General features: G+C 66.5%; 14 protein-coding genes. 4 read left to right on the top strand and 10 right to left on the bottom strand.

What is annotated here, in order from left to right; translation table 11 throughout:
- Positions 1 to 610 (bottom strand): transposase (locus tag CR919_RS20565; protein WP_165787298.1); only part of this gene is annotated, 610 nt, incomplete at its 3' end.
- 301 nt (positions 611 to 911) lie between these two features.
- Positions 912 to 1,361: an azurin gene (azu, locus tag CR919_RS20570; protein ID WP_099821634.1), complete on the bottom strand. Its 450-nt coding sequence runs from the start codon at positions 1,359 to 1,361 to the stop codon at positions 912 to 914.
- 122 nt (positions 1,362 to 1,483) lie between these two features.
- On the opposite strand from azu, the gene CR919_RS20575 reads away from it, so the two are divergent.
- Positions 1,484 to 2,086, top strand: coding sequence for an HAD-IA family hydrolase (locus CR919_RS20575; RefSeq protein WP_099821606.1), 603 nt, complete (start codon positions 1,484 to 1,486; stop codon positions 2,084 to 2,086).
- 144 nt (positions 2,087 to 2,230) lie between these two features.
- On the opposite strand, the gene CR919_RS20580 is transcribed toward CR919_RS20575, so the two are convergent.
- Positions 2,231 to 3,457: an acetylornithine transaminase gene (locus CR919_RS20580; protein ID WP_099821607.1), complete on the bottom strand. Its 1,227-nt coding sequence runs from the start codon at positions 3,455 to 3,457 to the stop codon at positions 2,231 to 2,233.
- A gap of 63 nt (positions 3,458 to 3,520) precedes the next feature.
- On the opposite strand from CR919_RS20580, the gene CR919_RS20585 reads away from it, so the two are divergent.
- On the top strand, positions 3,521 to 4,393 hold the full coding sequence (locus tag CR919_RS20585) for an ion transporter (protein ID WP_089238093.1): 873 nt from the start codon (positions 3,521 to 3,523) through the stop codon (positions 4,391 to 4,393).
- 256 nt (positions 4,394 to 4,649) lie between these two features.
- Here CR919_RS20585 and CR919_RS20590 read toward each other — a convergent pair whose 3' ends face one another.
- Together CR919_RS20590 and CR919_RS20595 are read right to left on the bottom strand one after the other, a co-directional pair.
- The gene (locus tag CR919_RS20590) at positions 4,650 to 5,642 is read right to left on the bottom strand and encodes a YiiG family protein (RefSeq protein ID WP_099821608.1); all 993 of its coding nucleotides are present in this window, start codon (positions 5,640 to 5,642) and stop codon (positions 4,650 to 4,652) included.
- Between the two features lie 92 nt (positions 5,643 to 5,734).
- Complete coding sequence (locus tag CR919_RS20595; protein ID WP_088101214.1) at positions 5,735 to 6,553, bottom strand: NAD(P)-dependent oxidoreductase; 819 nt, start codon at positions 6,551 to 6,553, stop codon at positions 5,735 to 5,737.
- A gap of 107 nt (positions 6,554 to 6,660) precedes the next feature.
- Between CR919_RS20595 and CR919_RS20600 the strand changes: the two genes are divergently transcribed.
- Positions 6,661 to 7,344, top strand: a complete 684-nt coding sequence (locus CR919_RS20600) for a hypothetical protein (RefSeq protein WP_099821609.1) — start codon at positions 6,661 to 6,663, stop codon at positions 7,342 to 7,344.
- A gap of 47 nt (positions 7,345 to 7,391) precedes the next feature.
- On the opposite strand, the gene CR919_RS20605 is transcribed toward CR919_RS20600, so the two are convergent.
- Together CR919_RS20605 and CR919_RS20610 are read right to left on the bottom strand one after the other, a co-directional pair.
- Positions 7,392 to 7,880, bottom strand: a complete 489-nt coding sequence (locus CR919_RS20605; RefSeq protein ID WP_243380379.1) for a DUF2867 domain-containing protein — start codon at positions 7,878 to 7,880, stop codon at positions 7,392 to 7,394.
- The gene (locus tag CR919_RS20610) at positions 7,877 to 8,539 is read right to left on the bottom strand and encodes a serine/threonine-protein kinase (RefSeq protein ID WP_099821611.1); all 663 of its coding nucleotides are present in this window, start codon (positions 8,537 to 8,539) and stop codon (positions 7,877 to 7,879) included. Before CR919_RS20610 ends, CR919_RS20605 begins: the two co-directional genes overlap by 4 nt.
- An 85-nt stretch (positions 8,540 to 8,624) precedes the next feature.
- Between CR919_RS20610 and CR919_RS20615 the strand changes: the two genes are divergently transcribed.
- Positions 8,625 to 10,622 (top strand): bifunctional DedA family/phosphatase PAP2 family protein, encoded by a 1,998-nt coding sequence (locus tag CR919_RS20615; RefSeq protein WP_099821612.1) that lies wholly within the window; start codon positions 8,625 to 8,627, stop codon positions 10,620 to 10,622.
- 143 nt (positions 10,623 to 10,765) lie between these two features.
- Here the strand turns inward: CR919_RS20615 and CR919_RS20620 are convergent, their stop codons facing one another.
- The 3 genes from CR919_RS20620 to CR919_RS20630 all read right to left on the bottom strand — a co-directional run bounded on the left by CR919_RS20620 (position 10,766) and on the right by CR919_RS20630 (position 13,596).
- Entirely contained in the window at positions 10,766 to 11,344 is a 579-nt protein-coding gene (locus CR919_RS20620) for an LON peptidase substrate-binding domain-containing protein (protein ID WP_099821613.1), read from the bottom strand.
- Entirely contained in the window at positions 11,341 to 12,705 is a 1,365-nt protein-coding gene (gene mpl / locus CR919_RS20625) for a UDP-N-acetylmuramate:L-alanyl-gamma-D-glutamyl-meso-diaminopimelate ligase (protein ID WP_099821614.1), read from the bottom strand. The genes CR919_RS20620 and mpl overlap by 4 nt, the downstream gene beginning before the upstream one ends.
- Positions 12,706 to 13,032: 327 nt before the next feature.
- Positions 13,033 to 13,596, bottom strand: a complete 564-nt coding sequence (locus CR919_RS20630) for an adenylate kinase (RefSeq protein ID WP_025874177.1) — start codon at positions 13,594 to 13,596, stop codon at positions 13,033 to 13,035.
- Positions 13,597 to 13,726: the final 130 nt, after the last annotated feature.

Below are 13,726 nucleotides of genomic sequence, written 5' to 3' on the forward strand. Positions count from 1 at the left end.
CGAAGGCCGCCACCGTCGGTCCGATCCCCGGGATGGTCATGATCCGCCGATACAGGTCGCGCTGTTCGCCGCTGCGACACAGTTGCTGAATCTGCTGGTCCAGCATGGCAATGGCCTCTTTCAGACCGCCGAAGATGCGCCCAAAGATGGGCGACTCCGACGCCCCCGCGCCTAGCGAGAGATTCAACTTCGCCTTGCTCCGGACCAGGCTGTCACGTTGCTGGAGCAGCAGGTGCAGCCGCTCCTGCGCAGGCGAACGGGCGACATGCTCGTGCAGATTATCGGCCTCCTTGGCGATGTAGCGCGCGATAACCTGCGCGTCGCCAGAGTCGGTCTTGCCGCGGCAGGCCACACCCTTGGCGTAATGCTTGATGTCGCGCGGATTGAGCACAAAGACCGCATGGCCAGCCATCTGGGCGGCTTGGACTACACGCTCGTGGTAGCGATTGGTCGCCTCCACCCCAATGCGCGACCTGGTCGGCAGGCCGGACAGCCACTTATCGATGGCCGACGCTGAATTGGCGATTCGGGTGCTGCCCTTGGTGCCATGGCAGGCCACCACAAGGTTCTTTGAATCGGCATCGATGCCGACGGCCAAACGATCTGACATCTGCGCAACTCCCAGCTATTGTTGAGGGGCTGGGGTGGTACCGCACCACGTTGGCTTGCCTACATCGGCGGTCCTCAAAGGCCGCTAGATCCTTTATCGACGTTAAGGTGCGGGATGGGGATCGCTCGGCTCGTCTGTCGGCTGCTACCCGCAGATATCATGTTGACGGTCCCTCCACCCTGGCTCCTACATACCTCGTAGGAGCCGGGAGGAACATACAAGCCATGCTCGGCTTACCGCGCGGAGCGCGGAGCGCGGAGCGCGGAGAGCAGTCGAGCATGGCTCGACTCTACAGACGGCATCAACCGAAGACGAACTTGCCCTTCATCATCGCGAAGTGGCCGGGGAACGAGCAGAAGAAGGTGTAATCACCGCCCTTCTGCAGACCCTTCGTGGAAAAACGCACGCGGGTGGTCTCGCCACCACCGATCACCTTGGTGTGGGCCAGAACACGCTTGTCGGCCTTCGGCAGGTAGCTGTCGGCCAGGGTCATGCGCATGCCCGCCATCGCCACCGGCTGGTAGTCAGCGGTGCGGGTCAGCACCCAGTTGTGGCCCATCGCGGTGACGGCCAGCTTGCCGGTGTGGCGCAGGGTCAGGTCCACTTCGCTGCAATCGGCGGCCACCTTGATCTCGCGGCTACTGAAACTCATCTGGTCGGTGCTGTCGATGCTCACCGCACATACGCGCGCCATCGCCGACGGCGCCAGCATCAACGCGCCCAGTCCCACCGCTACCATCCAAGCCTTCATCATCGCGTCTCCTGCAGGTTCGATGGCCATTCTAGGCAGCGGCCTGCGCGCCCGGCTGCGACCGTGTGTCGCAGTCGGGGTCCAGGGTTTGCGCGGGGATACGGCAATGGCATGCTCGACGGATGCGGATCGACCTTCTCCTGCTCGATGTCGATGGCGTGCTGGTGCACTACCAGCGCGCGCAGCGCGTGCTGCATCTGGCGCAGGCGCTGGACGTGCCGACCGCGCACGTGCAGGCCGCGCTGTACGACAGCGGACTGGAAGCGGCACACGACAGCGGCACGCTGGATGGCGCGCGCTATCTGGCCCGGCTTGGCGAACTGCTCGGCACAACGGTAACGCTGCCAACCTGGATCGCCGCACGCTACGCGGCCAGCCACCCGCAACTGCCGGTACTGCAACGGCTGCAGGCACTGCAGGTGCCGATCGCGGTGCTGACCAACAACGGTGCGTTGATGGCACAGGCGCTGCCGACGCTGCTGCCGCAGCTGTTTCCTGCATTGCAGGATCGCGTGTTCTGCAGCGCGGATTTCGGCCTGCGCAAACCTGCGCCGGAGGTGTTCCTGTGCACGCTCGCAGCCCTCGGGGTGGCACCGGCGCACACGCTGTTCGTCGATGACCTGTTCGCCAACGTGCGCGGCGCGCGCGCGGCGGGCCTGCATGCGGAAACGGTGCACGATGGCCGCGGCTTGGGCAAGGTATTGAAACGCTATCGGATTGCGTGAACCCCTGTAGAGCCGAGCCCATGCTCGGCTCACCGCGGTATCAGGCAACAGGAGCCGAGCATGGGCTCGGCTCTACAGGGATTCCGCGGCAACGGGGTCAGAGCTCTCTCCGCAGGAGAGGGATCCGACCCCGACATTGGGGCTTCAGCGTGCTGCGATGAACGCGGCAATCGCCGCGCGCAGGCGCTTCAGGCCTTCGGCCACTTCTTCGTCGGTGATGTTCAGCGACGGCACGAAGCGCAGCACGTCCGGACCGGCCTGCAGGGTCAGCAGGCCCTGTTCGGCGGCGTGGTCGAGGATCGCGCCAGCCTGGCCGGCAAAGTCCTTGCTCAGCACGGCGCCCAGCATCAGGCCGCGACCGCGCACTTCGCTGAACACCTTGAACTCGTCGTTGATGCGGGCGAAGCCATCACGCAGCGCCTTCGACTGGCGGCTGACATTGGCGGCGATTTCCGCCGAGGCCAGCTTGCGCAGCGCCACGCGGGCGACGGCCGCGGCCAACGGATTGCCACCGAAGGTGGTGCCGTGGGCACCGAACTGCATGGTTTCGGCCACCTTCGGGCCGGCCAGCATCGCACCGATCGGGAAACCGCCACCGAGCGCCTTGGCCAGGGTCACCATGTCCGGCACCACGTCGTCCTGCCAGTGCGCGAACAGCGTACCGGTACGGCCCATGCCAGCCTGGATCTCGTCGAGCACCAGCAGTGCGTTGTGCTGGTCGCACAGTTCGCGCACGCGCTTGAGGAAACCGGACTTGGCCGGCATCACCCCGCCCTCGCCCTGGATCGGCTCCAGCATCACCGCCGCTACGTCGCCGGCGGCCATTGCCGTTTCCAGCTGCACCTCATCATTGAAGTCGATGTAGCGGAAGCCCCCGGGCAGCGGCTCGTAGCCTTCCTGGTACTTCGGCTGCGCGGTGGCGGTCACCGCGCCCATGGTGCGGCCATGGAAGCTGCCACGGAAGGTGATGATCACGCGCTTGTCGGCCGGACGGCCCTGGCTGGAGGCCCACTTGCGGACCATCTTGATCGCCACTTCATTGGCTTCGGCGCCGGAGTTGCACAGGAACACACGCTCGGCGAAGCGGCTGGCCTTCACCAGTTCCTCGGCCAGGTGCAGCGGCGGCGCGCTGTAGAACACGTTGCTGGTGTGCCACAGCTTGCCGGCCTGTTCGACCAGTGCGGCGACCAGGTCCGGATCGTTGTGGCCCAGGCCGCACACGGCGATGCCGGCGGCCAGGTCGATGAACTCACGGCCCTGGCTGTCCCACACGCGGGCGCCCTGGCCTCGCTCCAGCACCACCTGGCGGGGCTTGTACACCGGCAGGTAGTAGTGCGACAGGGAGATCAGCGGATCGGTAGCGGCGGTCATGGCAGTCGGCAGGGTTCAGGAACGCCCATTCTCGCGCCGGAACCGGTGCGGCACAATGCACGCATGCGACCGTTTTCCGCCCCCCAGCTGAACCCCGCCACCGAGACCGGCTGGCGCCGCCGATGGTTCGACATCATCTATCGCCACGACAGCCGGCCCTCGCGCAATTTCGACCTGCTGCTGGTGTACGCGATCATCGCCAGCGTGCTGGTGGTGATGTTCGACAGCGTGCAGCGTTTCCACATCGCCCACGCCGACTGGCTGTACGTGCTGGAATGGGGCTTCACCATCCTGTTCACCGCCGAATACGTGCTGCGCTTGGCGGTAGTGAAGCGCCCGCTGCGCTATGCGGTGAGCATCTGGGGCATCATCGACCTGGCCTCGATCCTGCCGACCTATCTGTCGCTGTTCATTCCCGGTGCGCAGAGCCTGCTGGTGGTGCGCGCACTGCGCATCCTGCGTGTGTTCCGCATCCTCAAGCTGACCCGCTACATCGAAGAAAGCGGCGTGCTGATGCAGTCGCTGTGGCGCAGCCGGCGCAAGATCCTGCTGTTCCTGTTCACGGTGGTCACCATCACGATCATTGCCGGCACCCTGATGTACGTGATCGAGGGCCCGAACCATGGCTTCACCAGCATCCCCAGCAGCATGTACTGGGCGGTGGTGACGATGGCCACGGTCGGCTTCGGCGACATCGTGCCGCAGACCGTGCTCGGCCGCTTCGTCACCTCGGTGCTGATCCTGATCGGTTACAGCATCATCGCCGTGCCCACCGGCATCTACACCGCCGAGCTGGCCAGCACCATGCGCGATGCCGAACTGGCCGCGCGTCGCGATGCCCGTGGCTGCCCGCACTGCGGCCTGGAAGGCCACGAACCGGATGCGCGGCACTGCCGCAAGTGCGGCGGGCCGTTGCCGGATACGTTCAGCCACTGACGGTGATGCCGGCCAGCGGCCGGCACTACCAATGCCTGCGGCAGTAGATCCACGCCATGCGTGGATGCAACGTGCTGCATCCACGCATGGGGTCGATCCACCGGCGCAATCCATGCCGTTGCAGGTGGTCAGCAGGTTGCTGGTGGTCAGCAGATCGTTGCAGGCCGCGACCACCCTCGACGGTATCCCTCAAAGTGCGCGGCCCCGGAGCGCCTCATCCAGTTCGTGCTGGCCTGGAAAGGCGCTGGCGTGCCGGTTACTGGCGGTTGCTCTGGAAAACGAGCGAGTTGTATTCCTGCATCAGCTTGCCGGCAGAACCACGCGGCGCCATCGAGGGCGAATCAAGCATGCGTCGTTCGAAGTCAGTGTAGGGCGTGTTGGCGCTGACGCGCTGCAGCCGCTCCTTGCCTTCACGGCGGAAGTTCTCGGCCTCGCGTTCGAAGCTGTTCCAGTCCAGCTTGCCCGGCTCCTGGTCGGCGACCTTGGCATGCGCTTCATCGGAAATGCGGTTGAAGGCATCCAGGCGTTCGCGCGCCTTGGCCTGATCGAAGTCGTCCTCGGTCATCAGCTCCACGATGGCCTTGGCTTCCAGCATCATCGCCAGACGGTAGTACTCGCGCGTGCGCCCTTCGGCCTGTTCCAGCGCTTTGAGCTGTTCGCGCTGGGCAGCGTCGTTCTGGCGCTCCAGTTCGGCGTTGAACGTTTCACTGGCAACCACGAAATCCTTGAAGGCGGTCATCAACGGCGCATGCAGCTGCTTGCCCTTGGCAAAGCTGTCGTCTTCGTAGTCCTGACGCTCGTAGTAGTCGTGGGCTTCCTTGCTGATCGGCACCAGTGCCTTCAGCGCCTGCTGGTACTGACCTGCAGCGGCATCGAGATCGGCAAGCGCCGGCTTGGCGGCGATCGCTTCGGTCACGGGGGCGTCGCATTGCTTCAAGTCGTAATCGCTGATCTCGAACGGCCCGTACACGTTCGTCTCGCGCCCGCTCGGGCCGGCATCCACGTCCTTGATCCAGCGCGTATAGGACTGGATGCTGCCGTGCGTTTTCGAATCAAGCGCGTTGAAGCAGCCAATGTAGGCGTTGAGCTTCGCGGTCAACTGCTGCTGGGCGTCGGCCGGCGCCGCGCTGGCCTCCGGCTTTGCGGAAGAACCCGCGCCGCCGCCGGCTGTGGGTGCCTTGTCGCCACAGGCGGCCAGGATCAACGACAACGAAGCGGCCAGCGCCGCGATGGAAAGAGTACGTGACATGGGCTCACTTCCCTGTTGAAAACGATTACATTCGAGCATTCTAGCGCAGCAGGCCGAGGGCCGCAGCCGTCGGCCTCTTTCCACCGGCGGGCTCAATCCAGGAACAGATCCGGCAGCAGCGGACGCGACGCATCCACCGCATACCCGGAAAGATCGGTCACGCCGGCCTCGGCCAGCACCTCGTCATCGATCAGGAAACGGCCATGGAAGCCGGCCGCTTCGCGCACCAGCACCGCGTGTGCAGCATCGGCCATGATCTGCGGCGTACGGCAGCCGCCGATGTCCACGCCGGGAATCATGTTGATCGCATCGGTCGCAATGACCGTGCGCGGCCACAACGCATTGACCGCCACACCCTGGGGGCCGAACTCGGCAGCCAGGCCGAGGGTGACGAAGCTCATGCCCATCTTCGCCAGCGTGTAACCGGTGTGCGCGCCCCACCACTTGGGATCGAGGCTCGGCGGCGGTGCGAGGGTCAGGATGTGCGGATTCGGCGCCTGCAGCAGGTAAGGCAGGCAGGCCTGCGCACAGAGGAAACTGCCGCGCGAATTGACCTGCTGCATCAGGTCGAAGCGCTTCATCGGCGTGTCCAGGGTGCCGCGCAACCAGATGGCGCTGGCGTTGTTGACCAGGATGTCGATGCCACCGAAGGTGTCCACGGTGGCGGCAACCGCCGCCTGCACCTGGTCTTCTTCACGGATGTCGCACTTCAGCGCCAGGCCCTGGCCACCGGCTGCGGTGACGGCCTCGGCGGCGCTGTGGATGGTGCCCGGCAGCTTCGGATTGGGCACCGACGACTTGGCAGCAATGGCGACGTTGGCGCCATCGCGCGCGGCGCGCAATGCGATCGCCAGGCCGATGCCGCGCGAGGCACCGGTGATGAAAAGGGTTTTGCCCTGCAGACTGCCCACGTTCCACACTCCAGCGTATGCAATGAGCCGCTAGTATGCCGCGCCGACGCGGAGTTCACCGCACGTTGACGATACTGGCGGCCCGGTCACTGCACGAGGTCCATGCCATGCGCTGTTCCCGCCTGTTGTTGCCTGCCCTGGGCCTGGCCCTGCTCACTGCCTGCCAGGGCCGTTCGCCTGAACCCGGCAGCGCGCCGGCCAAGGATGACGCCGCCAGCGTCGACAAGGCAGCTGGCGATGGCAAGCTGCGCTGGAGCGAGGCCGTTGTCTGGGATGGTGACCTCAATGCCTGCCGCCAGGGCGACAGCGCGGCCACCCGCGATTGCCTGCGTGATGCGATGCGTGCCGGCGGCGCCAGTGCCGATGCGGTCACTGCCGCCGAACAGCTCTCCACCGGTGGCGAACTGGCCTACGTGACCGCCTGGCATGAACACGATGGCCTGGGCGTGGCCACCGTCGAATACCCATTCCGCGCCAACACCAATGAAGGCACACGCCTGGTCGATGCCGCAGGCAAGCGTATCGACGTGGATGCAGTGCAGCTGGACGACACGCTGCGCGCCGATCCCGGCGTGCAGGAGGTGCTGAAGGCGAACCCGCAGGCCACGCCGTTCGCGCCGGCGCAGGCCGCCGGTACCGCAGCGCTGGACGGCGGTGGCATCCGCCTGCTGTACCGCACGCCGCTGCGCGATTGCCATGCGTGCCCGGATGTGGGACAGCTGCAGATCGGCTATGACTTCGATGGCAAGCGCAACTTCATCGGCCAGCAGGTGGTGCCGGTGACGCCGTAGCAGGCCGCCGCGCCACGCCGCAACGCGCATCCACGCGTGGCGTGGATCTACCGATACCCGCGCATCTGCTTGCTCAGCAGGTGCGGCGCGATCCAGCGATGCACCGGCGCAACCGGCAGCATGTACAGGCGACCGAACGCGTTGTGGGTGTGCACCACCGTCGCCACTTCCAGCGCATCGCCGTGCCACTGCAGCGCCAGCTGCACGCGCAGATGGCGGTCGTCGTCTTCCAGCACGATGGCATCTTCGCCCAGCGCCTGCAGGGTGAAGATGCCGAGGCGTTGCCCGGGCTGTGGATCGACGGTCTGCTGCACCGCGCGCAGCGAGCCGAGATCCTTCATGCGCAGCAGCCGCATGCCACGGTTGCGCAGGCCCATCAGCCCGTCGAACCAGCCCGGCACCGCCGCTGCCATATCGCGGTAGGCCTGCAGCGCCGAACGCCCGTTGCGCGGCGCCGCCTCTTGGCAGGCATGGACGAAATCGGCACCCGGCAGTTGCGAGCGCAGCACACTGCCTTCGCTCGGCAGCGTGCTCACGGCTTGGGTCCCTGCCCTTCGTTGTCTTCCCAATGCAGGATGCGGCGGGTGACGAAGCGGTAGACCGGCTTGCCGGTGGCGAACCATAGGTCGCGCACCCACGACGTGCGCTTGAGCACGCGCTTCTCCACCGGTGTCAGCGACGCGCGGCAGTACATGCGCTTGTGCTTGAGCAGGTGGCGCAGGTCTTCGCGCGCCAGCAAGCGCATCCAGCGCGAGCGCGGGTCGCCGATCACCGCCAGCTGGAAGTCGATCAGCGCCGGGCGACCGTCCTCGGTCACCAGCCAGTTGGCTTCCTTGGCCAGGTCGTTGTGGGCCACACCGCGTCGATGCAGCTGTTGCAGCAGGCGACGCGCGGCGCGGAACCAGGCCACATCACCGCGCGGCGGGCGCTGGTACATCGCATCGCCGGCCATGAAGCTGCGGTCCAGGTTGCGGCCATTCCAGTCCAGCAGTTGCGGCACGTCGGCCATGCCGTGGATGTGCTTCAGCGCACGCGCTTCGCGCCGCGCCAGCCACCACGCAGGCAGCCGCAGCCACAGCGGCGTGGCGCTCAGATCACGGCGCACGAAGGGGCCTTCAGGCCCCTGCACGAGGAGGATCCGGCCAAAACTGTCGGCCTTCAGTGCATGCGTTGGCGCGTTGTTGGATACAGGCATGGCGACATTCTAGGCGATGGCGATGGTTGCAAACGGTCACCAAGCGGCTGGGAACCAGTCACCTTCACGCCTCTATAATCGGGAAATGGACTCTTCATGGATCGACGCCACCCTCGCGTGGATTGCCGCTCATCCCGTGTTGGCGGGTGCGGTCATCTTTCTGATCGCCTTCTGCGATGCGGTCATCATTCTTGGCGCCATCGTGCCAGCGCTGCCGTTGCTGTTCGCCGTCGGCGTGTTCATCGGCCTGGGCCAGATCTCCGGGCCGTATGCAGTTGCGGCTGCGGCGCTGGGTGCGTTCGCCGGTGATGGCATCAGCTACTGGATAGGCCGGCGCTGGGGCGACCGCCTGCGCGGCGTCTGGCCGTTCAGCCGCTACCCGCAGCTGCTCGACCGGGGCGAGAACCTGTTCCGCCGCAATGCGTTCAAGAGCATCCTGATCGCCCGCTATGTCGGTGCCATCCGCCCATTCGTGCCCGCCATCGCCGGCATGATGAAGATGCCTGCCAGCCGTTACGTGCAGGCCAGTGGCATCGCCAGCATCTCCTGGGCCGTGCTGTTCCTGGCCCCGGGCTGGATCCTCGGCGAAGCCTATGACGCCGTCGCTGCGGTTGCCGGCCGGCTGGTCGTGGTGGCCGGCCTGCTGGCGGTGATCCTCAGCCTGGTCTGGGCCATCGTGCTGTACGGCTATCGCTGGTCGGCCGCACGCATGGACAACTGGCTGGCCCGCCTGCTCGACTGGTCCAACCGGCACCCGACACTCGGTCGCTACACCGTCGGCGTACTCGACCCCAAGCGCCGCGAATCGGTGCCGCTGGCGATGCTGGCGCTGATGCTGCTGCTGTTGGGCTGGGGCTGGTTCGCCCTGTTGACCGTGGTAGTCGCCCACGGCGAGCCCCTGGCGGTGGATCTGCTGGTGCACCAGGCGATGCTGGCGCTGCGCAATCCGCTGGCCGACTACCCGATGGCCGCCCTGGCCTCGTTGGGCGCATGGCAGGTGCTGCTGCCGGCAACCGCTGCGGCAATGGGCTACCTGGTCTGGCGCCGGCGCTGGATGGCGGCTGCACATTGGTTGGCCGCATTGGCCTTCGGCCTGGCCCTGACCAAACTGCTCGGCGCCACCGTCGACGTGGTGCGCCCGATCGATGCCAGCAGCGGCTTCGGCTTCCCGTCGGTGTCAGTGACCATGGCCACCATCACCTTCGGCTTCTTCGCGGTGCTGATCGCCCGCGAAATGCCCGGCCGCACCCGCGTCTGGCCGTACCTGGTATCGGGCATCGTGGTCAGCCTGATCGGCTTCTCGCGCCTGTACCTGGGCGCGCACTGGCTGAGTGACGTCATCGGCGGCATGTTGTTCGGCACGTTCTGGCTGCTGGTGCTGGGCATCGCCTATCGCCGCCGCTTCAACCGCTCGTTCTGGGTGAAGCCGGTGGCATGGCTGTTCTACGGCGTCTTCGCGGTGGCGGCGATGTGGTACGCACCGCGCAACATCGCCATCAAGCTGGAACGCTTCGAGCCGACCTTGCCGGCACCGCTGGCGATGGACGCGCAGGCCTGGTGGCAGCACGACTGGGCGAAGCTGCCGGCGCGTCGCAACGAGTTCGACGATGACCAGCGCTGGCCGCTGGATGTGCAGGTGGCCGGTCCGTTGGCGCAGCTGCAGGCGCAGCTGGAAGCGCGCGGCTGGCAGGTGCAGGCGCAGGCCGGCTGGCAGGAAGCGCTGCTGATGCTGGACAAGAACACCGGCGCCGATGAACTGCCGGTGCTGCCGGCGACCTTGGATACGCGCGTCGAAGCGCTGCTGATGGTGCGCCAGGGCGCACAGGCCGATGAGCGCTACGTACTGCGCCTGTGGCAGGCACCAGCGCAGCTGCAGCCGGGCGACACCCCGTTGTGGCTGGGCAGCGCGCAGACCCTGCGCTACGAGCGTCACTTCCAGTGGATCGGCATGTGGCACCCGGTGCGCGGGATCGATCCGGCGTTGAACGCGGTGAAGGAAGCGGTGCAGGCGCTGCCTCAGCAGGAAGCCGTGCACCCGGAAACCGGCCTGCCGGTGCTGCGGTTGAAGACCACCGCGCCCTGATGGATCCGCCGGGCATGGCCCGGCCCTACCGCCTCCGTTCTGGTAGTCGCCAACCTTGGTTGGCGCTTTCGGGCAAAGGCTGCCAACCAAGGTTGGCATCTACCGCCGCCAGGCCATGTCCGGCGAGCGCTGCGGCCGCTTTCTTACGGCATCCAGCCCAGCAGCTGCTGCAGGCGCTGGTGCGGGTCGTCCAGCTGCAGCAGCTGCAGGCGCTGCTGCTCGCTCAGCGGCAGCAGCTCGGCCAGCCGCCAGCTGACCCAGCTGGCCTGGTCCATCAATGCCGGCGTGGCCGGTGCGAACGCCGTGCCCGCCTGCTCGATGATGTGGTCCAGTACCGTCGCCAGCAGCGCATGCTGCGGACGCAGTTCGTCATCGGGATCCTCATCGCACCAGCGCACATCGGCAACCACCAGCCCGTTGTCGCGCACGCGCGTGCGCTCGACATGGAAACGGCGGGTGCCGCGCAATCGCAGCTGCAGCACGCCGTCGGCGCCGACGTCGAAATCCTCGATCTTCACCTGCACGCCGAAGGCGGCCGGCGTTGCCGGCGCTCCCACTTCGTGCCCTTCCAGGATCAGGCAGACACCAAACCCTTCGCCGCTGCGGCCGGTTTCGCGGACCAGATCCAGGTAGCGTGGCTCGAACACACGCAGGCCGATCGCCGCTCCCGGAAGCAGCGTCGTATGCAGCGGGAACAGCGGCAGCGAACCCTCGCCGCTCATCGTGCCTGCAGTCCTGCCAGGAAGCGGCGCGGTGCGCCGTCGAAGCCGCCGTTGGACATGAACACCACATGGTCGCCGCTGCGCACGTCGGACTGCAGCTGCGCCAACAGTGCATCGGTGTCGGCCACCGCGTGCGCCTCACCGCGCACCGCGGCGATCACTGCGGCCGCATCCCAGGCCAGCTCCGGGCGGTGCAGGAACACCACCTCATCGGCGAGTGCCAACGACGGTGCCAGCGCTTGTGCGTGGGCGCCCAACCGCATCGAATTGCTGCGCGGTTCCATCGCCACCACGATGCGCGCATCACCGACCTTGGCACGCAGGCCTTCGAGGGTGGTCGCAATCGCGGTCGGGTGATGGGCGAAGTCGTCGTAGACGGTGATGCCATCGTGGCTGCCGATCACTTCCATGCGCCGCTTGACGCTGCGGAAGCGCGCCAGCGCCGGGATCACCTCGGCCGGCGCGACACCCACTGCGTGTGCAGCGGCCAGTGCAGCCAAGCCGTTGAGCACGTTGTGCCGGCCCAGCAGCGACCAGTGCACATCGCCCAGTGCCTGCCCGCGATGATGGACGCGGAACGCGCTGCCATCGGCGGCCAGCAGCTCGGCGTGCCATTCCAGCGACGGATCGAAACCGAAGCGTTCGACCGGGGTCCAGCAGCCCATCGCCAGCACTTCGGCCAGGTGCGCATCTTCGCCGTTGACGATCAGGCGGCCACGCGCCGGCACCGTCCGCACCAGATGGTGGAACTGGCGCTGGATCGCTGCCACGTCGGGGAAGATGTCGGCGTGGTCGTATTCAAGGTTGTTGAGGATCGCCACCAGCGGCCGGTAGTGCACGAACTTGCTGCGCTTGTCGAAGAACGCGGTGTCGTACTCATCGGCTTCGACGACGAACTCGCGGCCCTGGCCCAACCGGGCGGACACGCCGAAGTCCTCGGCGACGCCGCCGATCAGGAAGCCGGGGGAGCGACCAGCATTCTCCAGCAGCCAGGTCAGGATGGTGGTGGTGGTGGTCTTGCCATGGGTGCCGGCCACGGCCAGGGTGTCGCGGCCCGGCAGGACCTGCTCGGACAGCCACTGCGCGCCGGAAATGTAGCGCTGGCCGGCATCCAGGACGGCTTCCACGGCCGGATTGCCGCGCGACAGCGCGTTGCCGATCACCACCTGCGCGGTGCCTTCCGGCACGCTGTCGGCGCGGTAGCCCTGGTCCAGGGTGATGCCCAGCTGCTCGAGCTGGGTCGACATCGGCGGATAGATGGCCTGGTCGCTGCCGCTGACCGTGTGGCCCAGTTCCCGCGCCAGGGCGGCCACGCCACCCATGAAGGTGCCGGCGATTGCAAGGATATGTACGCTGCTCATGACCGGGGATTGTGACCGATCACGGCTGTATAGGGCCATTGTCGGCAACAGGGTAAGAGAACCCCTACAGTCACTGTGAGAAAACTCCAATCGCATGTCAGGGAATTCCCGATAGCGATGTTCTGTGAACCCGGACACAATTCAGGATGCCAGCCGCAGTACCCGAACCGGTCCTACTCCCCAAGAGGCCATCCCCAAGGGAGCTCATGCTGTGGGGGCCCTGAGCAAGCCCTTTGCTGGCACCTATGAAATGAAACAGGCCTGATCCTCGCGGATCAGGCCTGTTTTTCTGCGCCTGCGGCAGCCGGCATCGACCGCCCGAACGGCTCAGCGCTTGATCGCCGCCAGGATGCGGGCTTCGATCTCGTCCAGTTCGCCGACGCCATCGACGCGGGCCAGGGTGCCACGGCCAGCGTAGAAGTCGACCACCGGAGCGGTCTGCTCGGTGTAGACCTGCAGGCGCTTGCGCACCGATTCCGGATTGTCGTCGGCGCGGCCCTGTTCCTGCGCACGGCCAGCGATACGCTCGACCAGCAGTTCGGTGGCCACATCCAGCTGCACCACGGCATCCAGCGGCTGGCCGATCTCGGCCAGCATGCCGTCCAGCGCGTTGGCCTGGGCCACATTGCGCGGATAGCCGTCAAGGATGAAGCCCTTGGCGACATCGGCCTGGGCCAGGCGCGACTTCAGCATGCCCAGCAGGATCTCATCGGACACCAGGTTGCCGGCATCCATCACCGACTTGGCCTGCTTGCCCAGCTCGGAGCCGGCGGCGATTTCCGCGCGCAGCATGTCGCCGGTGGAAATGTGGGCGATCTCGAGCTTTTCCTTCAGGCGCGTCGCCTGTGTCCCCTTGCCCGAACCGGGCGGTCCCAACAGAACCAATCGCATTGACCTGACTCCAACGTGTTGAAAATAAAGAAGGTTCGCGTCCCGGACGGTCCGGTCTCGCTGCACCGCAATAGCGCCACTTTAGCGCATCCGGGTAATGTCCCTGCAATGTCCCCTCCCCTGAGCAGGT

Source organism: Stenotrophomonas sp. LMG 10879 (assembly GCF_002750935.1).
In the GTDB taxonomy this organism is placed as follows: domain Bacteria; phylum Pseudomonadota; class Gammaproteobacteria; order Xanthomonadales; family Xanthomonadaceae; genus Stenotrophomonas; species Stenotrophomonas lactitubi_B.